The sequence below is a fragment of the Paenibacillus tundrae genome (genome assembly GCF_030812775.1).
GTDB classification, from domain to species: Bacteria; Bacillota; Bacilli; order Paenibacillales; family Paenibacillaceae; genus Paenibacillus; species Paenibacillus tundrae_A.
In genome coordinates, this window is sequence record NZ_JAUSTI010000029.1 from 1 (window position 1) to 22,108 (window position 22,108).

General features: G+C 45.4%; 20 protein-coding genes and 1 other RNA gene. 2 read left to right on the plus strand and 19 right to left on the minus strand.

From position 1 onward, the window contains the following. Positions 1-386: 386 nt before the first annotated feature. The 14 genes from J2T19_RS27245 to rpoE form a co-directional block, all read right to left on the minus strand. Positions 387-656 (minus strand): pro-sigmaK processing inhibitor BofA family protein, encoded by a 270-nt coding sequence (locus J2T19_RS27245; protein ID WP_307221526.1) that lies wholly within the window; start codon positions 654-656, stop codon positions 387-389. Positions 657-690: 34 nt separating this feature from the next. Beyond that, the gene (locus J2T19_RS27250) at positions 691-969 is read right to left on the minus strand and encodes a DUF2508 family protein (RefSeq protein WP_370874968.1); all 279 of its coding nucleotides are present in this window, start codon (positions 967-969) and stop codon (positions 691-693) included. A 269-nt stretch (positions 970-1,238) separates the two neighbouring features. Beyond that, complete coding sequence (recR, locus tag J2T19_RS27255; protein ID WP_145053433.1) at positions 1,239-1,838, minus strand: recombination mediator RecR; 600 nt, start codon at positions 1,836-1,838, stop codon at positions 1,239-1,241. 34 nt (positions 1,839-1,872) lie between these two features. Beyond that, positions 1,873-2,184: a YbaB/EbfC family nucleoid-associated protein gene (locus J2T19_RS27260; RefSeq protein ID WP_024628773.1), complete on the minus strand. Its 312-nt coding sequence runs from the start codon at positions 2,182-2,184 to the stop codon at positions 1,873-1,875. Between the two features lie 50 nt (positions 2,185-2,234). Then, positions 2,235-3,992: a DNA polymerase III subunit gamma/tau gene (dnaX, locus tag J2T19_RS27265; protein WP_307221533.1), complete on the minus strand. Its 1,758-nt coding sequence runs from the start codon at positions 3,990-3,992 to the stop codon at positions 2,235-2,237. 174 nt (positions 3,993-4,166) lie between these two features. Continuing rightward, an RNA gene (ffs, locus tag J2T19_RS27270) (signal recognition particle sRNA large type) lies at positions 4,167-4,434 on the minus strand. A gap of 264 nt (positions 4,435-4,698) precedes the next feature. Further along, entirely contained in the window at positions 4,699-4,896 is a 198-nt protein-coding gene (gene rpmE, locus J2T19_RS27275) for a 50S ribosomal protein L31 (protein WP_056698168.1), read from the minus strand. A gap of 103 nt (positions 4,897-4,999) precedes the next feature. Beyond that, entirely contained in the window at positions 5,000-6,274 is a 1,275-nt protein-coding gene (locus tag J2T19_RS27280) for a radical SAM family protein (RefSeq protein WP_307221536.1), read from the minus strand. Positions 6,275-6,339: 65 nt separating this feature from the next. Then, positions 6,340-7,665, minus strand: a complete 1,326-nt coding sequence (gene rho / locus J2T19_RS27285) for a transcription termination factor Rho (protein WP_056698164.1) — start codon at positions 7,663-7,665, stop codon at positions 6,340-6,342. 471 nt (positions 7,666-8,136) lie between these two features. After that, a complete protein-coding gene (murA, locus tag J2T19_RS27290; RefSeq protein ID WP_145053427.1) occupies positions 8,137-9,390 on the minus strand; it encodes a UDP-N-acetylglucosamine 1-carboxyvinyltransferase in 1,254 nt (417 codons plus the stop codon). A 147-nt stretch (positions 9,391-9,537) separates the two neighbouring features. Then, the gene (gene fba / locus J2T19_RS27295; RefSeq protein ID WP_056698160.1) at positions 9,538-10,392 is read right to left on the minus strand and encodes a class II fructose-1,6-bisphosphate aldolase; all 855 of its coding nucleotides are present in this window, start codon (positions 10,390-10,392) and stop codon (positions 9,538-9,540) included. Between the two features lie 260 nt (positions 10,393-10,652). Continuing rightward, complete coding sequence (locus tag J2T19_RS27300) at positions 10,653-11,039, minus strand: response regulator (RefSeq protein ID WP_056698157.1); 387 nt, start codon at positions 11,037-11,039, stop codon at positions 10,653-10,655. A 224-nt stretch (positions 11,040-11,263) separates the two neighbouring features. After that, positions 11,264-12,868 (minus strand): CTP synthase, encoded by a 1,605-nt coding sequence (gene pyrG / locus J2T19_RS27305; protein WP_128099818.1) that lies wholly within the window; start codon positions 12,866-12,868, stop codon positions 11,264-11,266. Positions 12,869-13,358: 490 nt separating this feature from the next. Further along, entirely contained in the window at positions 13,359-13,931 is a 573-nt protein-coding gene (gene rpoE / locus J2T19_RS27310) for a DNA-directed RNA polymerase subunit delta (protein ID WP_307221538.1), read from the minus strand. Between the two features lie 422 nt (positions 13,932-14,353). On the opposite strand from rpoE, the gene J2T19_RS27315 reads away from it, so the two are divergent. After that, positions 14,354-15,508, plus strand: a complete 1,155-nt coding sequence (locus J2T19_RS27315) for a S8 family peptidase (protein ID WP_307221540.1) — start codon at positions 14,354-14,356, stop codon at positions 15,506-15,508. A gap of 260 nt (positions 15,509-15,768) precedes the next feature. On the opposite strand, the gene argS is transcribed toward J2T19_RS27315, so the two are convergent. From argS to J2T19_RS27335, 4 genes are all read right to left on the minus strand, one after another. Next, a complete protein-coding gene (gene argS / locus J2T19_RS27320) occupies positions 15,769-17,448 on the minus strand; it encodes an arginine--tRNA ligase (RefSeq protein WP_307221541.1) in 1,680 nt (559 codons plus the stop codon). Beyond that, positions 17,448-17,870 (minus strand): YwiB family protein, encoded by a 423-nt coding sequence (locus tag J2T19_RS27325; RefSeq protein ID WP_145053417.1) that lies wholly within the window; start codon positions 17,868-17,870, stop codon positions 17,448-17,450. Before J2T19_RS27325 ends, argS begins: the two co-directional genes overlap by 1 nt. Positions 17,871-18,213: 343 nt before the next feature. Then, complete coding sequence (locus J2T19_RS27330; RefSeq protein WP_307221543.1) at positions 18,214-18,513, minus strand: DUF6171 family protein; 300 nt, start codon at positions 18,511-18,513, stop codon at positions 18,214-18,216. Between the two features lie 4 nt (positions 18,514-18,517). Further along, the gene (locus tag J2T19_RS27335) at positions 18,518-19,999 is read right to left on the minus strand and encodes an alpha-N-arabinofuranosidase (RefSeq protein WP_307221545.1); all 1,482 of its coding nucleotides are present in this window, start codon (positions 19,997-19,999) and stop codon (positions 18,518-18,520) included. A 619-nt stretch (positions 20,000-20,618) separates the two neighbouring features. Here J2T19_RS27335 and J2T19_RS27340 point away from each other — a divergent pair. Next, positions 20,619-20,750 carry a hypothetical protein gene (locus J2T19_RS27340; protein WP_307221547.1) on the plus strand — a complete coding sequence of 44 codons (132 nt, stop codon included), beginning with the start codon at positions 20,619-20,621 and terminating at the stop codon, positions 20,748-20,750. 482 nt (positions 20,751-21,232) lie between these two features. Here J2T19_RS27340 and speB read toward each other — a convergent pair whose 3' ends face one another. Continuing rightward, a complete protein-coding gene (gene speB, locus J2T19_RS27345) occupies positions 21,233-22,102 on the minus strand; it encodes an agmatinase (RefSeq protein WP_145326605.1) in 870 nt (289 codons plus the stop codon). Positions 22,103-22,108 lie beyond the last annotated feature (6 nt).

The following is a 22,108-nucleotide window of genomic DNA, read 5'->3' on the forward strand; positions in this document are numbered from 1 at the left end:
TGAGCCAGGATCAAACTCTCCAATAAAGTATTGAAAAGAGCGATTAGCTCATTTTGAATCTGACGAGATTAAAAATCTCATTTGTGCTTCGAAACCATCCAGTCCGAAGATGTGTACGATTTCTCAGCGTCGATCTTGCAAGCAAGATCGTTACTCACTCGTTGTTCAGTTTTCAAAGATCAAACTTGATAATTTTCTCATTTTTCGTCACCATTTTGTCTCAGCGGCGACTTTTATAATATATCATGCTTCGTGTGTTTCAGTCAAGCATTTTTTTGAAATTCTTTTTTCGAGCTCTTTCGAACTCGTTAATCTCTACAAAACGTCTCGACCAAGCAAGCAAAGCAACGAGATATAATGTACCATAGAAATGATCGAAGAGTCAACTACCCAAACAAAGAAATTTTCAAACCCAATAATAGCCCTACTCCAGGCAGCCCGAGAATACTCACGGTACCTATCGTGGCAGGATTCAGAGGGATGTACGCCCCTGTAATCAACCCTGAATAATTCACGATATAAATTCCCACAGCCGCTAGTACAAGATGGATTCCGAATGAGGTAAGCCAAGCAAGCCCAATTCTCTTCTTGAACAAGATGACTAACAGCGCAAGCAATGATACAACTAGTACACTTCCTAGTATTAAACTCTTCATTATCCCCGCCTCCATTTCATTTCAATTTATTCAGCTATCCACTTAAACCTCGATCCATCATCACTGCTCCATCCATTTCTGCCCGCTTAGCTCGCTTCAAATGAATTTGGTACTTTCGCTCAGCTGCTTCTAACACATAGATCGCATAATCAATCTCATCCTCCCCTTGCGCCTCTTCGAATTGCCTCACGGCTCTCTCCCATTCCAGCTTAGCCTTTTGAATATCAGTATAAATCTGTTCTGCTTCTCGTTCCTTCATTACTCGAGTATGTTTATCATTAGATGAGCACCTGCTACTTTTCCAAAACAACATAAGCTCTCCCCCTCCAGATCTGAAACAGCATATCTCATACATATCAAGGAGAGGACAAACTTAGAACTTATTCCATGAATATTCCTGTACACAGACTTTCAACTCACAACGTCACTACATCCACCCCTCTCAAACTACCGACCTACACATCCAATAAAACAAAAAAGAGAACCCCGAGGGGTTCTCTGATTAAATTCGTTTACATTGCTATACTTATCAGCTAATAAAACAACACATCGAATACTGTCCTTCAGATCATAGCTAGGCGTTTAACGCACCTCTCTACGACCCTCTAGCGCTTTGGATAATGTTACTTCATCTGCGTACTCCAAGTCTCCACCAACAGGCAATCCATGAGCAATACGAGTTACTTTGATTTCAAACGGACGAACCAAACGGGAAATGTACATCGCTGTAGCTTCTCCCTCAATGTTCGGATTCGTTGCCAGGATCAACTCCTGTACTCGTTCATCACTCAACCGAGTCAGCAGTTCCTTCAGACGAATGTCATCCGGCCCAATACCCTCCATAGGAGAGATCGCACCTTGCAAAACATGATAATATCCATCGAATTCTTTCGTACGCTCCATAGCCACCAGATCTTTAGAATCTTGAACAACACAGATTACCGAAGTATCCCTCGATTTATCCTGACAGATCCGGCATGGATCTGTATCTGTGATATTACAGCACACAGAACAGTAATGAAGGTTACGCTTCACACTGACAAGTGCTTTGGCAAAATCAATAACATCGTCTTCCTTCATGTTAAGCACATGAAAAGCTAATCGTGCCGCTGTTTTAGGTCCAATACCCGGTAAACGAGTAAAGGCGTCAATTAGCTTGGCTATCGGTTCGGGATAATACAATCGATTGCGTCTCCTTTTACAGGATCAATTTAAATTAAAATAATCCCGGAATTTTCATGCCGCCTGTGAATTTACCCATATCTTGATTGGCAATCTCATCAGCTTTGGTCATAGCATCATTTACAGCAGTCATTACAAGATCCTGCAGCATTTCTACATCTTCTGGATCTACCGCTTCAGGTTTAATTGTAATAGCAAGCAATTTTTTGTGTCCGTTAACCTCTGCTGTCACAACGCCTCCGCCAGAAGTACCTTGAACCGTTTTGTCCGCAAGTTCCTCTTGTGCTTTCAACATTTGCTCCTGCATTTTCTTCACTTGTTTCATCATTTGGTTCATGTTATTCATAACTTTTCATCTCCTTAGGTATAGTTATCGCACCAGGCGTATAGTAAAATCTATTCCTTAATTACAACAAGATCCTCACCAAATAGCTGAATGGCTTCATCTATCCAAGGTTGCTTGCTGCCCGAACCCCCATCTTCATGCTCTGGTTCAAGCTTAAAGTCCTCCTTTGGCGCTTCAGAAGCTCCTTCCATTGCGCCAGTCCAATCCTTGAGCATCATCGTCACCAGACGTGCTGAACGTCCAAGCTGTTCAGACAGTACACGTTCAATCACTTCACGATTCGCCTGTTTCTCGGTCGTTTCGCGATGGATGTTATTTTTGAAAGCCACTAATACGTTGTCTTCCAACAAAGATACCGGTTCACCGTCCATAAACCAAGCATGAACTGTGACTTTCTCCTCTTTTACACGCTGCAAAATCTGACTCCACTTTTTGCTGATCTCCATAAAATCAGGCGACCCTTTACGCGCAACATACTGATCCAAATTCGCGGGCAACTTCGCTGGCGAGTTCCCTCTAGACACAGGAGCCCGTGTCGCCGGACGAGAAGGACCGCTCGAGGCAGATTCCCCACCAGATAACCCACTCTTAAGTGCCCGATCTAGTTTCTTCTCAAGCTCAGCAAGTTGTTGCTTCAACCGGCCAATCTCTCCACTATCGGACGATGGCGCAGTAGATCCAACACTTGACGAAGCTACCGCTTGATCAGCCACTACGCCTTGCGCGGGAATACTGCATAGTTTGAGCAACGCAACTTCAAACAGCGTCTGTGGTTGGACTGCATATTTCATTTCACTCTGGTACCGATTAAGTGTATCGATCATTTGGAACAACTGTTCCTTAGTGAAGGATTCAGCCATATCTCGGAATGACTCAGGGTTGAGTACACGATCCGTGAGCTTATCTGCATCCGGTACCATCTTAATCATAAGCAAATCACGGAAATAATAAAGCAAATTCTCCATGCATTTGTCTGCACTCTTGCCTTCATGCATAAATCCTTCAATCATCTGCAGAATATGACCGACGTCACCCTTCAATAGAGAGGCAGCAAGCTTCGCAAATTGTTCAGATGGAATCCCACCGGTCATATCCATGACCTGCTGATAGGTTACCTTCCCATCCGTAAATGAGGAGATCTGATCCAATACGCTAAGCGCGTCCCGCATCCCCCCGTCAGATAGACGGGCAATGTATTGAAGTGCATCAAGGTCAGCTTCCATACCTTCTTGCTCACAGATTAGAGCTAAGCGTGCTGTCTGCTCCTCCAACGACACTCGGCGAAAATCAAATCGCTGACAGCGAGATATAATCGTGGCCGGTAGGCGATGGGGCTCGGTTGTTGCCAAAATAAACATAACATGCGGAGGAGGTTCTTCCAACGTTTTAAGTAGCGCATTGAAGGCCTCTGTCGTAAGCATGTGTACTTCATCAATAATATAAACTTTCTGTCGAACCTCGGTTGGCGCATATTTAACCTTTTCCCGAAGATCACGGATCTCTTCAACACCACGGTTGGATGCCGCATCAATCTCTTGTACATCCATTACCGCACCAGTTGTAATCCTCCGGCATGCTTCGCACTCGTTACAAGGCTCGGGCGCAGGTCCACGTTCGCAGTTCACAGCTTTGGCCAAAATCTTGGCAGCACTCGTCTTTCCCGTTCCTCTAGGGCCACTAAACAAATAGGCATGGGAAGTCCGCTGTTCACGAATCGCGTTCTGCAAGGTTTGAATAATATGCTGCTGTCCCACCATATCTTGGAACGACTGGGGACGCCAAGCCCGGTATAACGCGATATGCTCCATGATGCGTTACCTTCCTTCCACTTCGCATTCGAGTCCTTTGTCGTTCCCCCATTATACTATATTCCGGGGTGAATCCAAACTTTATCTGACCCACTTCTGCGTGGTTTTTTGTAGACATATCAAAAAGACCTCTGCATACATACAACTGCAAAGGTCTCTAATTCTAATAGTAAGCCGTGCACCTGCTATCGATAATTGCGATCCGAGTGGCACCCCTGAACAATAGCTCAGGCTAGGCAACCCTCCGGCACAAGAGTGATCTCACTTATGGCTGCTTCCTTCCGGACCTGACCAGGTTCATGAGTACTCATTGCGGAGGACCCAACCGTCAACACCACGTTCAGGGACCAAACCTCACATCGACAAAACCTCTAGCAGGAATTCAACCTCGCTGTAGCGGATTGCGAGTTACAGGGCACCGCTACCTCCCCATCTAGCACGGTAAGAAATAGTATAACGTAAGGTAGTATAAATTGCAACCAGAGGGAAATGGGAAGAGCTTATTAATTGTTACCAATTGATCTAGAATGCCGCTCGACCTACTTCACGATGTAGAAGACTAGTCTTAAAAAAGTCTAGAAACTAGGTTCCTTATCGTTGATCATTCTCTACTGCCCATGCGTAAACAAACATATAAAAACCCCTGCCAAGATGACAGGGGTGGGTTTGGATGCAATTAGCAGACAATTCCCGAAGGATTGCTGAATTAGATTCCGTATTTTTTCTTGAAACGATCCACACGACCGCCAGCATCGATAAACTTCTGTTTACCAGTGAAGAACGGGTGGCACGCGGAGCAAATCTCTACACGAAGTCCGTCTTTAACCGAACCAGTCTCAAAAGTATTACCGCATGCGCAGGATACTTGACCAATCGTGTATTTAGGATGAATTGCTTCTTTCATTACCTTTCACCTCTTTCCGCCCTGAGCCTCAAGCGGACCCAGAGTAAATGGCACAACTCCGAAGATTATAACATGGCATATTGCCAGTTGCAATCCATAATTATCAAGAGGTGATCAGGCGCTTAGGACGTGCCATTCCAGCTGGTGGAACATGTGTAAACGAGCCAATCACGACGTCAGGCAACTCTTCTTGGAAGATTTCGATCATCTGCTTCATTCCCAGTATGTCACCTTGAGCCGGAGGAATTAGCTCCAAATAACTTTCAGGGTCAATATTGAGATTACGCATCTGAATGAGACGTAGTTTGGTTCTGCGCGCAAACTCAACCATCGCTTCAATCTCTTCCTCACGATCTGTTACACCCGGGAAGATCAAATAGTTAATGGAGGTGTATACACCTTGTTCTGCGGCATACTTCATGGATTTCTCGACATTAGCCAAGGTATAACCACGAGGTTTGTAATAGGCATTATAATGATCGTCCAAAGCACTAATTGTACTTACGCGCATCAGATCCAGCCCTGCATCTACAATACCTCTAATATGATCATTCAATCCAGCATTCGTATTAATGTTGATGTATCCCATATCTGTGATGGAACGCACTTCACGAATAGCCTCAATAATCAGTTTAGCCTGCGTGGATGGTTCACCCTCACAGCCTTGTCCAAAACTGATAATGGATTCCGGCGTTTTCAAATGCTCCAGCATAACTTCAACAATTTCATCCACACGTGGACGGAAATTCATACGTGTCTGCGGAGATACAAAACCACTGTCATCTGGTTGTTCAGAAATACATCCGAAGCAACCTGCATTACAGGAGTATGATACAGGCACGCCACCTTCCCAACGATTCAGGAACGTGTTGGATGAAGTTAAGCATTCATATCCCAGCGCACAATTCGATAGATGAGTATACAAGCGATTTTCCGGATATTTTTTCGTCAAATGATTCACACCTGACTTCACATCATCCCGGTCGCAGTTAAGCGGGTTCCACTTATCTGGACTATCCGACTTCGCAGCCGTGACATAAAAACCGCCATCTTTCCAGACAACTGCCGAATAACCGAACAAAGGCAACTTGTACTCCTTATCCGTCTTCACATAACCTGGCAGGCACAGCCGGGTGAAGCCTTGCGGCAACAACGCACCTACAGCTTGTGTATCACTAGGCATTGGCAACATCTCGCCCGTATCGGGATCCATACCAATTGGACGAGTGCTCGGCAATCCTACCAATGTCGCTCCATCTGGCAGAGGAATAAGCTCATCCTCCATAATTTCAACAATCATATCACCACTTCGTGCAAGTCCATACAAGGACTGGTGATCAAAGACATTACCTTTTTCATCTGCGTATACTAAATACATGATGTTCTCCTCACATCTATATGGGTTAAGCCTAAACGACGAGTGTCCAATCAGCCCATAATCAACTAGGTTGTTGTTGCTGATGTGGCTGTTTGTCTTGGTGAACGACGGGTTGTTGTTGTGCCGGAATTACTCGTTGGATTATTGGCTGCTGCATCAAACGCAGCAAGGAACTCTGCATTGGTTTTGCTGTTGCGTAGCTTCTTCAGGAAGCTCTCCACAAAATCATGTGAGTCATTCATATTTTTCCGAATAGTCCAAATTGTATCCAGCTCTTCTTTGCTAAGAAGCACTTCTTCACGGCGAGTACCCGAACGACGAATATCAATCGCAGGGAAGATACGGCGCTCTGCCAAACGACGATCCAAATGAAGCTCCATGTTACCCGTACCTTTGAACTCTTCATAGATAATATCATCCATACGGGAACCGGTGTCAATCAGAGCAGTCGCCAGAATCGTCAAGCTTCCTCCCTCTTCTACATTCCTTGCAGAACCGAAGAAGCGTTTAGGACGATGGAATGCTGCAGGGTCAATACCTCCACTTAGCGTCCGACCAGATGGCGGAATAACCAAGTTGTATGCACGAGCCAGACGTGTGATGCTATCCAGCAGAATAACGACATCTTTTTTGGCTTCTACAAGACGAAGCGCACGCTCCAATACCAATTCAGCAACTTTAATATGGTTCTCAGGCAGCTCATCAAACGTAGAAGCTACAACTTCACCTTTAACCGAACGAGACATATCCGTTACTTCCTCCGGACGCTCATCAATCAACAGGACAAATAGTTCAATTTCAGGATTGTTCGTTGAAATGCTGTTGGCGATTTCTTTAAGGAGAAGTGTTTTACCTGCTTTGGGAGGTGCTACGATCAATCCGCGCTGTCCCAGACCTACTGGAGCAAGCACATCCATAATGCGAGTGGACAAATGGTTGGGGGATGTTTCGAGAACCAGTTTTTTCTGCGGATATAATGGAGTTAGTGCAGGGAAATGAAGTCTTTCCGCAGCGGCTGAAGGATTCTCTCCGTTTACAGCATTAACTTGCAGCAAACCGAAGTACCGCTCATTTTCTTTTGGCGTCCTACACTTACCCGATACGAGGTCACCCGTTCTAAGGTCAAACTTGCGGATCTGCGAAGCTGAAATGTAGATATCCTCCGTACTCGGCAAGTAGTTAATCGGCCGTAAAAATCCGTATCCCTCAGGGAGAATTTCTAGCACACCTTGCATAAACATCAAACCACTTTGTTCAGCTTGTGCACGTAATATAGCAAAGATTAATTCTTTCTTTTTCAATTGACCGTAATATGGAATTTGATATTTTTTGGCCAGTTTGTAAAGGTCCGTTAATTTCATTTCTTCCAAATCGGAAATTTGTAGATCCATATAATAACCACCTATTCAATTAATAAGTCCGTGAAATGGATAGTTTCGCTAGATGTTCCGGCTATGGAGAGCAGGCATAACACCGCGTTCTCTTCTGTCCATTGTACGGAATGTAACCGCTATAATGCAAATACTTGTCTTTGGATGTAAGTTCCGGGCGGGATGGCTATATACACAGCACTGTCCGCTAGTGAGTGAACACAAAAGTCATGAGGCGTTCGATCCGGGTAACCGGCCAAGGAGCGCAGTTCAAACAAACCGGGGGCTTGAGGAAAGGGAATGATCTCTGTTCTTACAGCCATATGATGTCTAATCCAAAAAAAGACCCTCCGGCCAAGGAAATCGTACATTCCACCTGGTTCCGGAGAGGCTGAGAACTCTATTAGTATAGGTTTACCCATTTGTTGAAAGGTTATGCAGTTCAGTAAAAATAATAACTGTATTGCTGTAAACTTGCAATATATCGTTCGTTTACTCCGTCTCACGCCACACATCTGCACCTAACAAGCGCAGATTAGTAACGAGATGATCGTAACCACGATCAATATATTCAACACCCGTTACTTCAGTCACACCTTCACTAACGGTGAGACCTGCGATCACCAGCGCTGCTCCAGCGCGCAGATCGGATGCTTTTACCTTAGCCGCATTCAAAGGACTACCTTCAATAATTGCAGAACGTCCTTCTACACGAATCTTAGCACCCATTCGCACTAACTCAGGAACATGCTTGAATCGATTGCTATATACAAAATCACTGAGGACACTAACACCCGTGGCTTGAGTTAATACACTCGTCATCGGGGACTGTAGATCTGTAGGGAAGCCAGGGTACACCAGCGCCTTCACATCCACATGATTGTAAGATGCTTGTCCGATAACTCGGATGCTCTCGTCTAGTTCCTCAATGCCAACGCCCATCTCAATTAGCTTTGCTGTCAAAGCTTCAAGGTGTTTAGGGATGACATTATCAATCAGGACGTCTCCACGTGTTGCTGCCGCAGCGATCATGTACGTACCCGCCTGTATACGATCCGGGATAATCGAATGACGACAGCCTTTTAGTTCAGATACACCTTCAATACGAATGGTTTCTGTACCTGCACCCTTAATGCTTGCACCCATAGAGTTCAAAAGTGTTGCTACATCTATAATCTCAGGCTCTTTAGCCGCGTTTTCGATAATTGTAGAGCCTTTGGCACGAGTTGCCGCCAGCATAATGTTAATGGTTGCACCTACGCTACTTACATCTAGATAAATCTTAGCTCCGCGAAGCTCTTTGGCATGCAGATGAATGGAACCATGTTCGTTTGTAACCGTTGCGCCAAGCGCTTCAAAACCTTTGATATGTTGATCAATCGGACGAGGTTCAAAATTACAACCTCCAGGTAAACCGATGGTCGCTTCTTTGAAACGCCCAAGCAGCGCACCCATCATATAGTATGAAGCACGAAGTTTCTTCACAGGCCCATTCGGCATAGGAATGGATTTAATATCGGAAGGATCGATTCTCATCTGACTGCCTTCCCATGTCACACGCGCTCCGAGTTCCTCCAAAATTTCCGCATATACGGCCACATCACTCAAAAGTGGCAGGTTGTCAAGCACGACCTCTGACTCGGCAAGCAATGCTGCAGGAATAAGCGCAATGGCGCTGTTCTTGGCGCCGCTTATGGTTACAGTTCCCTGTAACGGACGTCCGCCACTAATCATCAATTTTTCCATAAAGCTTAATGTCCCCCTACGTGTTTTGCAGCCGATGAACGGCAATACGTGCTGATGGCTAACGATGTAGAAATAAGGTGTGAAAATGGAAAGACACCGGCTAGGCGGTGTTCTTCCATTTCACAGTATGGAACTGTTTGAGATAAATTACGCTTTGTTGTTAGAACCAAACTCGCGGATTTTACCTTTAACTGTTTCTTTGATTGCATCACGGCCTGGTACGATGAATGTACGTGGATCGTAAGCATTTGGTTTAGCTGCAAGTACTTCACGAACTGCTTTAGTGAAAGAGATTTGGTTCTCTGTGTTCACGTTGATTTTGGAAGTACCCAGGGAGATTGCTTTATCGATATCGTGCTTAGGAATACCTGTACCACCGTGCAATACGAGTGGAACTTGTACCGCGTCACGAACTTCTTCCATTTCTTTGAAGCCGAGGTTTGGCTCGCCTTGGTAAGGACCGTGTACGGAACCCAGAGCTGGTGCCAAAGTATCGATACCTGTTTCTTTAACGATACGGATACACTCGTTCAGGTCAGCGTATTGAATACCACCGATAACGTCGTCTTCTTGTCCGCCTACAGTACCTACTTCAGCTTCTACAGAAACGCCTTTAGCGTGTGCATATTCAACCACTTTTTTAGTCATTTCGATGTTCTCATCGATGGAGTGGTGGGAACCGTCGATCATAACGGATGTAAATCCAGCGTCGATCGCTTCTTTACATTTGTCGAAGCTTGAACCGTGATCCAGGTGAATAGCAACTGGTACGGAAATTTTCATGTCAATCAAGAGTCCTTCTACCATTTTAACTACAGTAGTAAAGCCACCCATGTGACGTGCTGCGCCTTCGGAAACACCCAGGATTACTGGGGACTTTTCTTCTTCAGCAGCAGTAAGAATTGCTTGAGTCCACTCAAGGTTATTGATGTTGTATTGACCAACTGCATATTTTCCTTCGAGTGCTTTGTTCAACATGTCTGTCATAGATACTAATGGCATGGTTTCAATCCTCCTAGGGGTTTGGGTTATGTCTATGGTTTTTAGCCGAAATCACATACGGGCTTATTATACCACATCCCATGTCAAATACTAAACATGCATTTGCAAAAATGCTGTGCTTTGCAGCACAGTTTTCATAGATATCACATGACGGCATCATCAATTTCAATATTCCCTGAAAATTTCACTGGAATACCTTGGATTAATACAATCCTTATATTTGGTTATTTATATACAAAAAAATCCTGTTTACACAGGATTTAGCTGCATTTATTGGCGGTATCATTTCGCAATTGCATATTGACGGCAACACGCATCTCATCGATATCAAACGGTTTCGTAAAATGCATGAGTGCTCCAAGGTCGGTAGCTTCCTTAATCATATCTAGCTCCCCATAAGCCGTCATCATGATGACTTTGATGTTGGGGTCTATTTCTTTAATATGCTTCAATATTTCCAGCCCATCCATGCCGGGAATTTTCATATCGAGCAACACCAGATCAGGCTTGTCGTTATTTACAATTTCAAGAGCAACCTTACCATTAGGTGCTTGAAATGTATTATATCCCTCACTGCTGAACACTTCCATTAAGAGGATGCGAATCCCATTTTGGTCATCAACAATCAACAATTTTTTATTTTCCACTGTGTAACCTCCTGGATTTAGGAAAGCATAAACGTCCGAATCTGGATAACTATCCCATAGTCGTCATGATAAGTATTCTACCTCTTCCAGTAAAATCCTTCTCCAGGTTTAAATTGACCAAAACATTTTATCCCATTTTTGACTTCTCAAAACATAACAAAAGGGGATGCCCCGTCCGCCCATAAATCACAAGCGAATAGAGACATCCCCATATAATAAACAACTTACTTCTCAGCGTTCTCCAAGGAAGCTTTCACAAACTCACGGAACAATGGTTGTGGACGGTTTGGACGGGAAGTGAATTCCGGATGGAATTGTACCGCCAGGAACCATGGGTGTCCCGGAAGTTCAACGATCTCTACCAAACGGCCATCCGGAGATGTACCGGAGATAACCAATCCTGCTTTTTCGATAGCTTCACGGTATTCATTGTTGAACTCATACCGGTGGCGATGTCTCTCATACACGAGCTCGTCATCATAACAAGCCATTGCCAAAGATCCTTCTTGAAGCTTACAAGGGTACAGACCAAGACGCATCGTACCACCCAGATTTTCGATATCTTTTTGCTCTGGCAGCAGATCGATTACTGGGAACTCAGTAGCTGGATTGATCTCGGAGCTGTTAGCACCGTTCAAACCAACGATGGAACGTGCATATTCAATAACGGAAACCTGCATACCCAAGCAAATACCGAAGAACGGAATATTTTTCTCACGGGCATAACGGATTGCCGATACTTTACCTTCGATTCCACGATCTCCGAATCCACCAGGAACAAGAATACCACCCACGCCGTGCAGAAGGTCTCCTACGTTCTCATCTGTAATATCTTCGGAATGAACCCAGCGAATTTTCACTTCTGCGTTGGATGCGAATCCAGCGTGAGACAAAGATTCAACAACACTCAGATATGCATCATGAAGCGCTACATATTTACCAACAATCGCAATCTCAACAGTGCGTTGCAATTTGCTGATCCGGTCAACCAACCCTTCCCACTCGCTCATATCCGGTGCAGGAGTAGTCAGCTTCAGGTGGTTTACCACGATCTCATCCAAGCCTTCTTCACGCAGGTTAAGTGGCACTTCATACAGTGTGCTCGCATCGCGGCATTCTACCACGGCGTTCTCATCAATGTCACAGAAGAGCGCGATTTTGGCTTTCATGTCTTTGGACAGCTCGTACTCTGTACGGCAAACGATAACGTTTGGCTGAATACCGATGCTGCGCAATTCCTTCACACTGTGCTGTGTAGGTTTTGTTTTCACTTCACCCGCAGCCTTGATGTATGGAATCAACGTTACATGGATGTACATTACATTGTCGCGACCTACATCACTCTTGATCTGACGAATAGCTTCCAGGAAAGGCAAGCTCTCGATATCGCCTACTGTTCCGCCGATTTCCGTAATTACGACATCCGAACCAGCTTCACGACCAGCGCGGAATACACGCTCTTTGATCTCGTTCGTAATGTGCGGGATAACTTGTACTGTACCGCCCAAATATTCACCGCGACGCTCTTTGCTGATTACGGAAGAGTAAACTTTACCTGTTGTAACGTTGCTGTTTTTGGAAAGATTGATGTCGATAAACCGCTCATAGTGACCCAGATCCAAATCCGTTTCCGCGCCATCGTCTGTTACGAATACTTCACCGTGCTGATACGGGCTCATCGTTCCCGGGTCAATGTTGATATATGGGTCAAATTTCTGGATTGTTACCTTGAGCCCTCTGTTTTTCAGCAATCTGCCCAGCGAGGCAGCCGTGATTCCTTTGCCCAGGGAGGACACAACTCCGCCCGTCACGAAAATATACTTTGTCACTGTTATTACCCTCCTAATATAAGTACAGAAATTCAGGCGATATATGGTGTTATCGTAACCCGTTTCCCAGGTAATCATCGTTAAAAAGAGCAATGGTAGAAATTCCCTGCATCTACGAACTGCTCTTTCTCACGAAGACCGTTTGAACAACGCTGCTTTACAACAAAATGGTGCAAATTTTCCGAGAGCCTTGATCCGAGTTCGTCCCCTTACTTGACATCAATCAGAAACATCGATTGGCGTTTTTTTATATACAAAAACGAACCCCGGACGTTTACCGGGAGCATGCGGAAATCAATTCTTTTTGCAAAATTCTGCCTCTAAAAATACAAAAAAAAGTACTCCCGCAGGACGGGGCACTTTTATAAAAAACATAAATATATTGTCGCTCATTCATAAGCCCATGCAATAGTTTACCCGCTACCCCATCTGCTTGTCAAGGATGTCTGTCGGGGTAAAACGGGTAAATTATTGACATTAAAAATGACGTTTACTTATTGGAATCGTCGTCAAAGTCATCCTCGTCTTCGGACTCTTCTTCATCGTCTTCGTCGAGGTCTTCATCTTCCAAATCATCATCTTCAACTAGAACTTCTTCATCGCTATCATCTTCATCGAAGATGTCATCATCGTCTTCATCTTCGTCTTCATCTTCGTCTTGGTCATCATCCGTGTTGTCGAAGTCTTCGTCGCTGCTGTAGCTATCTTCCTCTTCACCGAAGTCCTCATCTTCCAAATCATCATCTTCATCGTTGATGATACGTGGACGTTTCGCACCCGTCATGGAATCTTCCGTTCCAGCAACCGGATACCAGCGCTTCAATCCCCACAGACTCGTACCGACGCAAGCAAAACGTCCATCGATATTAATCTCGGTATATAGCTGGGCGATAAACTCGTTGATTTCTTCGTCAGTCATTCCGCGCTGTTTCGCTACCTCATTCATCAAATCTCGGTAGTAATACGGCGTATTTGCCGCTTTCAGCACCATAAAGGCGAGGTCAACCAAAGGGATCTCTCTTACCTTTTCTTTATCAATTTTTAAGTTGAGTGAGGTACTCACTGACAGACACTTCCTCTCACACATTAATTCACTTTATATCCCTACGAACTGGATCGTTACGTATAACATATCCATTAACAAAACTAAGTAAAACCTATTTAGCGTTAAAAAGCAAGTTTTTATGTACGTGGATTAGATAAATAACATGGAAAACAACTTCGACGACGCCATTCTACAGAAGCTGAGCAAAAATAGAAAAAGACGGAGTCCCCTCCGCCTTCTGACTGTATACCCTCGTAGGATTGCTCCTTACCAAGGTTCCCCGCAAGAGCCCTCTAGCCCTCCATCCATCATATGTCCCTGCGCCCTTTTTGACACGAAGTGAAGGACTTTTTATAAAAAAAGGGCAAGTTCCCCATGCGGCAGGCTGAGCGCATTCATAGAATACCTCAGCATGTTCATCCCGAAGGGGGCTGCCCATAATGGACTACACTGGCTTATTGCATCATTTAGTTGAAGGAATGAAAGATCCTGAACCGGAACAGGCGGGGCGGTACCTCATCCGGTTCAACCAACCAAGACACTATGAAGAATGTCTCTTGGAACTTTCGAGAATGCGTAGCAAATTCTCCGACCTCAGAGCAGTGCGTTCATCCCGTCTTGCACGCTCCATTATCGCAAATGTAGGCTGCCCAGAAGAATTGAATCGTTATGGCGCTGATATCACAGTAGAAGAGGATCACTCCATCTCGCTCCATGCCACTGCGCTTCATAATAAACCAACCAGCGTTCAAGGTGTGCCCTGGGGAGTGAAGCAGATCCGTGCACCCAAAGTATGGTCTGTCTCCACAGGGCATCGCATCAAAATCGGTGTGATTGATACTGGTGCAGATTATCAGCACCCGGATCTTCGTTATTCACTAGCGCGTGGGATTAATCTGTTAAATCGTAGTTTACTGCCGCATGATGATAACGGTCACGGAACTCATATTGCCGGAACAATTGCAGCAGCCAACAGCATGGCTGGCATGATCGGTGTAGCTCCTCGGTCTTTGATATATCCAGTAAAGGCATTTGATCATAACGGATCGGCTTATGTATCCGATATCGTGCTCGGCATCGACTGGTGTGTGCGTAACCGGGTAGATATCATCAATATGAGCTTCGGTATGAAGACTCGCAGCAAGGCTCTTCTCGATGTCGTTAATCGGGCGTACCATGCCGGCATTGTCATTGTGGCCTCGTCAGGAAACGACGGCAAACGTCGTAGCATTGATTATCCAGCAAGGTATCCGCAGACAATATCCGTGGGTGCAACGGACAAAAACCGGCGCATTGCATCCTTCAGCAACCGTGGTGCATATGTAGATGTCTACGCACCTGGCGACAAGATTGTATCCTCATGGGTACAAGGCAAGCATCACGAGATGAGCGGCACCTCCATGGCGACTTCCCACGTAAGCGGCGCCATCGCGCTATTACTTGCCAAGCATCCAGGACTTTCGCCCAGCGAAATTAAAACGCTGGTCAAGCGCGCCACCGTACCACTGCGCGCTCGCAAAACAACCGCCGCGAAGACGAAGATACGCGGCGGCGAGATCGACGCCCTCCGGCTCATGCAGGAGGGCGAGGCATAACGCACCGACCACCACCGCCATTGGCTGAGCAAGCCTTGAAGACACCGTATACCGCATGCTCGCGGTATACAGAGGCTTCAAGACTTGTACACGCGGCAGCGCGGCGGTGGTGGTCGGTGCAGGCTCACGTGCAAGCACGGCACGCCCATGCGTCCGTCTGCTTGCACAGCAAAAAGTCCCCATGCTCACGCTGCATTGCAAGCGTGGTGCATGGGGACTTTTTGTCAAGCCTAGGCGGCGCTGCGCCGCCGCGGCATGGATTACATTTTGTCTGGTGCGGATACGCCAACCAGACGAAGCGCTGTTGCGATAACGGTGCGCACAGCTCCGATCAACGCCAGACGCGCTTGCGTTTGCTCCGCGTCTTCCGTAATGACGCGTTCTGCACGGTAGTAACTGTGGAACAGGGATGCCAGCTCATATACGTAACGGATCAGGCGATGTGGCGCATATCCCGTAGCTGCAGTGGCAATCTCTTCTGGCAGTTCTCCCATTTTGCGGAGAAGATCAAATTCATGTTCTGTTGTCAGCTTAGACAAATTGATCTGTTCAATTGGCAACAGCTCGATGCCTTGTTCCTCTGCTTGACGGTATACACTGCATACCCGAGCATGTGCGTATTGCACATAGAACACCGGGTTTTCATTAGACGTCGAAATAGCAAGATCCATGTCAAAGTCCAGGTGGGAATCCATGCTACGCATTGTGAAGAAGTATCGAATGGCGTCAATGCCTACCTCATCCATCAGGTCTTCCATTGTTACGGCTTTACCCGTACGCTTAGACATTTTCACTTTCTCACCGTTCTGGAACAAGCTAACCATCTGTGCAATCAGCACGACCAGTTTATCCGGATCGTTGCCGAGTGCTTGCATCGCAGCTTTCATCCGTGGAATATATCCATGGTGATCGGCTCCCCATATGTTAATCATCGTGTCGTATCCACGAGAATATTTATCGCGGTGGTATGCGATGTCTGGTGTCAGGTAAGTGTACGTACCATCATTCTTGATCAATACACGTTCCTTGTCGTCCCCATATTGCATCGTTTTCAGCCAGGTTGCGCCATCTTTCTCATAGATCTCGTCACGGTCACGCAATTCATCCAGCACGCGAAGTACTTCACCATTATCGTACAGGGAAGTCTCGCTGAACCAGATGTCAAAGTTAACGCGGAAGCGATTCAAATCTCGTTTGATCTTATCCAGTTCCTTCTCCAGACCATAGTCACGGAAGTAAGCGGCACGATCTCCTGGGTGCATGGACAGCAAGCTGTCTCCCTTCTCGGCAACCAGTTCCTTCGCAAACCCTTTAATATCTTCACCGTGGTAGCCGTCTTCTGGCATCTCAGCATCTTGGCCTAGCTCTTGCAAATAACGTGCTTCAATGGAGCGAGCCAAATTAAATACTTGGTTACCCGCATCATTAATGTAGTATTCACGCGTTACATCGTAACCAGCGTAATCAAGGATATTGCACAGTGCATCACCTACAGCTGCTCCACGGGCATGTCCCAGATGCAAGCTTCCTGTTGGGTTGGCACTGACAAACTCCATTTCGACCTTGCGTCCTTCACCAACATTAATTCTTCCGTAATTCTCTCCCTGCTCTTGCACAAGCTCCAGTACTGGATAGAGGTAGCTCTTGTCCAATTTGAAGTTGATGAAGCCTGGACCAGCGATCTCAGCCGTCTCTATGCCAGCATCCGCCAAGTTCAGGTTGGCGATGATCTCTTCCGCAATCTGACGAGGATTGCGCTTAGCAATCTTGGTGAGCTGCATCGCAGCATTGGTCGCTAGGTCACCATGGGATTTGTCCCGAGGTACTTCAAGCGTGATAGCAGGTAACTCATCTTGCGTAACGATCCCAGCAGCAACGATGGCATTACCGATCGCCGTGCTTACCCGTTCATTAATTGTATCTAGTGGATTACGTGTCATTAAATTGGTTCCTCCTGTATATGCAAACTAATCGCGAAATGTCCGGATTCTTCGTCAAAGCGGTAGAAGTCATAGCTCCACGCTGCGCGTGCGTTCAATCCTTGAATGGAAAGTTCCAGTTCCTGTGTATGCGTGGACAAGGAAAAAGCCATGTAAGGAGAACGATAAAAGCCCGGAAGCTTCCGGTTTAATTCAAACGTCTGCTCCGATTCCACCTCGCCGTGACGTATAATCTTGATGGACTGTCCGCTCATCTTCAATGTTGTTCGGGTAATGCCACCTTCAGGACCGGTCTGTGGTTCCTGATAACGAACATAGAGAACAGACCCTTTCAGCACAGCTTCACCCTGCATTTCCTGCAGCACATCTTCACCTTCATAGCGGCTGTGCAGCCGGATCTGAACCGGTCGCATGTTCGACATGAATGTTAACCTCCATTATATTCGAGGCGGCGCCAAAAACGAGAGGCTGATCTACACAAGCGCTTCTCGTATCGTTGTACCGCTATACGCACTCATATTACCGGATAGCCTTCTATCCTACACTCTACTGTATAACTATATCCAGTTCACTCGTTCAATTCAAATCCAAATTCAGAGTTTTTGTTCTTGGGCAGCAAAAAAAGGAGAGCAGCACCCCATGATATGCCCTTTACAGTAACAGGTTTGATTGTTCACCTGCCTACTTGACGGGGGACACTTCATTTAGTGCTGCTCTCATTCTCTCATTAATATAGTAATTAAGTAATTAAAATTAGGACTTCAATCAGGCCCATCGTGAATCATACGGGAATGGACAGGTTGAATCTAGCAGTTTGGCACGCACCTGTACCAAACAACCACAATACCGACAAGTGCTACCGTACTGTAATGCCGGACAGCTGTAGCAGGAGGATAATCTCCGCTCATATTCGGCATCTGCAACAACAGGACGTGAACGTGAGGCTAGCTCCACAAGACGCGCTAGCTTGGCTTCACTAATCTGTACATCATATTGATCATCGCAACCTTTGCAAAGCGAACGCTCAGTCTTCTGACCTGTTTCCATAGATAAACGGCTGTTCATAGCACTATGCCTTTATTGCAATGACTCCAACAGATGCAGGCGGCAATACGAACCGCAATTGACCATTTTCCAGCGTAACACCCTTCCATTCTGATGGAGTAACGTTCTCTGGCTGCTCAAACGTATTAAATGCTCCAATCTCCCCGTGGTGCAGAATACGCCCTGAGGCTACGGAAGAATCGGTAGCTTGCAATTGGCACACTACTTCCAGCTCATCCGTATGACTAAGATTACATGCGGTCACATGAATTACACCTTCCTGATCACGTGATGCAGACAAGCTAAGCTGTGGAATTGTATCTTCACCAAAAGTATATCCAGGGCTCTCATAATCCAGCTCCAGTCGCTCCGCATCCATATGAACCTGGTACATATCAAAGACGTGATATGTTGGCGTAAGAATCATCTTCTCACCTTCAGTCAAAACAAGTGCTTGCAGCACATTCACGATCTGTGCAAGGTTTGCCATTTGCACCCGCTTGTTATACTTATTGAATAAATTCAGATTGATGCCTGCTACCAGAGCATCTCTCATCGTATTTTGCTGATAGAGGAATCCTGGGTTGGTTCCCGGCTCCACGTTGTACCATGTGCCCCACTCGTCGATAATCAGACCGACTTTACATTCAGGGTCGTATTTATCCATAATCTCGGAATGTTTTACAATTAACTCTTCCATATGGAGCGTGCGCTTCAACGTCTGGAACCAATCACTTTCATTAAAACCAGTCGCTTCACCTTTATCCTGCCATACGCCCGTTGGGAGGGTGTAATAATGTAGGCTGAGTCCACTCATATGCTGATGAGCTTCACGCATTAACACTTCGGTCCAATGATAGTTATCCTCGTTTGGCCCACATGCAATTTTGTAAATCTGGTTATCGGAATAATTACGCACATATGTGGCATATCGGCGGTATTCGTCAGCATAATATTCTGCTCGCATATTGCCGCCGCATCCCCAGTTCTCGTTACCTACGCCAAAGTACGTCAATTTCCATGGCTTCTCACGACCATTGCTCTTCCGCCAATTTGCCATTGGTGATTCGCCGTCAAACGTCATGTATTCAACCCATTGTTGCATCTCTTGAACTGTACCGCTTCCTACATTGCCACTAATATAAGGCTCCGTTCCAAGCAGTTCACACAGTCTCAGAAATTCATGAGTTCCAAAATGATTGTTCTCTTCCACGCCGCCCCAGTTCGTATTAATCATTCGTGCACGCTCACTTAGCGGCCCCACGCCATCCTTCCAGTGATACTCATCGGCAAAACAGCCGCCCGGCCAACGGAGCACCGGAATATTTAGCTTTTGCAGCGCTGTCAATACATCATTGCGAATACCCTCAGTATTCGGAATAGGTGAGTTTTCTCCAACCCATATTCCTTCATAAATACAACGACCTAGATGTTCAGAAAAGTGACCATAGATATTGCGATTTATTAATCCTTGATTAGAATCTGCCTTTAAAGTAACGTTAACCATTAATTCAACCTCCTAAAAAGTATGTTGTTATCGCTTACAATATCGTTTTTTTGGATTAGTTTCAACCATTAATATTACACAGCAAATAGACCCTTTCTAGCTTATAGTAGCTGGAGAGAGTCTATTTATTCTTATATTTATTTCGAGAGCTACGTTAGAGCCTGTTTATCCTTCTCATTTTTGAAATAACATCTTTACAAATCCATTAGAATCGATCATTTATTGCAATTTAGGCGGAAAAATATTTTAGGATATAGACAAATTGAAGCATTTTGACCTATCTCTCGTCTGATTGAAGCTACTTAAGGTATTAGGATTGATTCATGAGTACATGTTCTCCCTAATCTCCCTCACATCGTTCGTTTCCACAACTGGCTGGAGATACATCACTTGTCGTTCCAAGTCGGCTCGTTGTATTCAACGTATTTCGGAAACTCTTGAGCTACACCTAGTTGAGATTCAATCAACATTGTTCCATGTGGAACTTTCTCTATACTGAGTAATTCCAGTTCATGGTAGAGAGACGAGAACAGACGTGCTATAATATTCCTTATGGACTTTGAATAACGGTGGATGTTTTCCAGATCACGGCGCAGCTTCCCGAAAGGGGGTGACGTCGATGATCAAACTTGTGGCGTTGCTTGATGTAATCCGATGGATTGCTGCGATCCTCAGTATTGTACTGAGTGGGCGAAAGCTGTACCGTTGGTTACGCAAAAAGTTTCGTAGCAAGCGAAAACCCACCTCATAAGGTTGGCGCCTAACGGTGGGTTTCGCTTGAATAGCAATATTTAATTCATGCGCGCCGTGGCAATCCACAGCCTTTCGGGTCCTAAGAGTCATTATCGTTGGAGCGATAATGACTCTTTTTAGTATATGGTTGAACCCGATTACCATATACTCCGTAATTGTAATATATCAATCAATATATTACTGAATGCTGATGTATCTAGTATAGCACAGCTCACGGCAGAAAGTTAAATTAAGTTAACTTAACTTAATTTAACTCGTTACTCCCCTCGGTGAAATTATCGTTCAGCACGATTATACGTGTAAACTTATACATTCTTGAATCAATTTCAACTATGAACAAATTGGATCATTTTCATCTATATCTAGCCCGGATTGAAGCTGCTAAAAGGTTTATGAGATTGATTCTCCTATATTTTAAAAAACGCCCCCTTCTACGCAGGTTACAATCAGGCGTAGACAGAGAGGCGCTAACTTTAACTATTACTTCACGAATCCAAGCAGCATTTCACGAATCATTTTCGCAGCCACAATCTGAGTCTGTTGTGTTGGATCATAGATCGGCGCAACTTCAACCAAATCACATCCAACTACGTTCACATCAGAGCCTGCGATCATGTGGATCGCTTCCAGCAGTTCTTTAGATGTAATGCCGCCCGCTTCTGCCGTTCCTGTTCCTGGTGCTGCAGATGGATCAAGCACATCGATATCAATGGTCACATACACTGGACGGTTGCCCATTTTCGGAAGAGCTTCCTTCATTGGAGCTGCAACTTCAAATGGATAGAAATTGATGTTCTCGCGTCCATACTGGAACTCCTCGCGGGAACCAGAACGAATACCGAATTGATAAATATTTTTGCCGCCCATCAACTCAGCCGCTTTACGTACTGGTGTAGAGTGGGACAATGGCTCTCCTTCATAGTTTTCGCGAAGGTCTGCGTGTGCATCAATATGAATCAAGATCAGATCCGGGTATTTCTTATACATTTGTTGAATGACCGGCCAAGTAACCAGATGTTCTCCGCCGAGACCAATCGGGAATTTGTCGTCAGCCAGCAGGCTACCGATGTATTCATGAATCACTTCAAGACTGCGTCCAGCGTTACCGAAAGGCAAGAGCAGGTCTCCAGCATCAAAGTAAGTCATGTCTACAATACTTTTATCGAGATACGGGCTGTACTCTTCGAGTCCAACCGATGCCTGGCGGATATGAGATGGGCCAAAACGGGAGCCCGGACGGAAGCTGACCGTGTAATCCATCGGCATACCGTAGATAACTGCTTTGGAGTTTTCATAATCCTCAGAGCTGCAAATAAATACATTTCCTGAATAAGCTTGATCCAGTTTCATTAATTG

Coding starts and splice junctions, on each gene's coding strand:
- J2T19_RS27245 (WP_307221526.1), bottom strand. CDS start 656: ATGAAGAGTTTAATACTAGGAAGTGTACTAGTTGTATCATTGCTTGCG.
- J2T19_RS27250 (WP_370874968.1), bottom strand. CDS start 969: ATGTTGTTTTGGAAAAGTAGCAGGTGCTCATCTAATGATAAACATACT.
- J2T19_RS27260 (WP_024628773.1), bottom strand. CDS start 2,184: ATGAATAACATGAACCAAATGATGAAACAAGTGAAGAAAATGCAGGAG.
- dnaX (WP_307221533.1), bottom strand. CDS start 3,992: ATGGAGCATATCGCGTTATACCGGGCTTGGCGTCCCCAGTCGTTCCAA.
- rpmE (WP_056698168.1), bottom strand. CDS start 4,896: ATGAAAGAAGCAATTCATCCTAAATACACGATTGGTCAAGTATCCTGC.
- J2T19_RS27280 (WP_307221536.1), bottom strand. CDS start 6,274: ATGTATTTAGTATACGCAGATGAAAAAGGTAATGTCTTTGATCACCAG.
- rho (WP_056698164.1), bottom strand. CDS start 7,665: ATGGATCTACAAATTTCCGATTTGGAAGAAATGAAATTAACGGACCTT.
- murA (WP_145053427.1), bottom strand. CDS start 9,390: ATGGAAAAATTGATGATTAGTGGCGGACGTCCGTTACAGGGAACTGTA.
- fba (WP_056698160.1), bottom strand. CDS start 10,392: ATGCCATTAGTATCTATGACAGACATGTTGAACAAAGCACTCGAAGGA.
- J2T19_RS27315 (WP_307221540.1), top strand. CDS start 14,354: ATGGACTACACTGGCTTATTGCATCATTTAGTTGAAGGAATGAAAGAT.
- argS (WP_307221541.1), bottom strand. CDS start 17,448: ATGACACGTAATCCACTAGATACAATTAATGAACGGGTAAGCACGGCG.
- J2T19_RS27325 (WP_145053417.1), bottom strand. CDS start 17,870: ATGTCGAACATGCGACCGGTTCAGATCCGGCTGCACAGCCGCTATGAA.
- J2T19_RS27330 (WP_307221543.1), bottom strand. CDS start 18,513: ATGAACAGCCGTTTATCTATGGAAACAGGTCAGAAGACTGAGCGTTCG.
- J2T19_RS27335 (WP_307221545.1), bottom strand. CDS start 19,999: ATGGTTAACGTTACTTTAAAGGCAGATTCTAATCAAGGATTAATAAAT.
- J2T19_RS27340 (WP_307221547.1), top strand. CDS start 20,619: ATGATCAAACTTGTGGCGTTGCTTGATGTAATCCGATGGATTGCTGCG.
- speB (WP_145326605.1), bottom strand. CDS start 22,102: ATGAAACTGGATCAAGCTTATTCAGGAAATGTATTTATTTGCAGCTCT.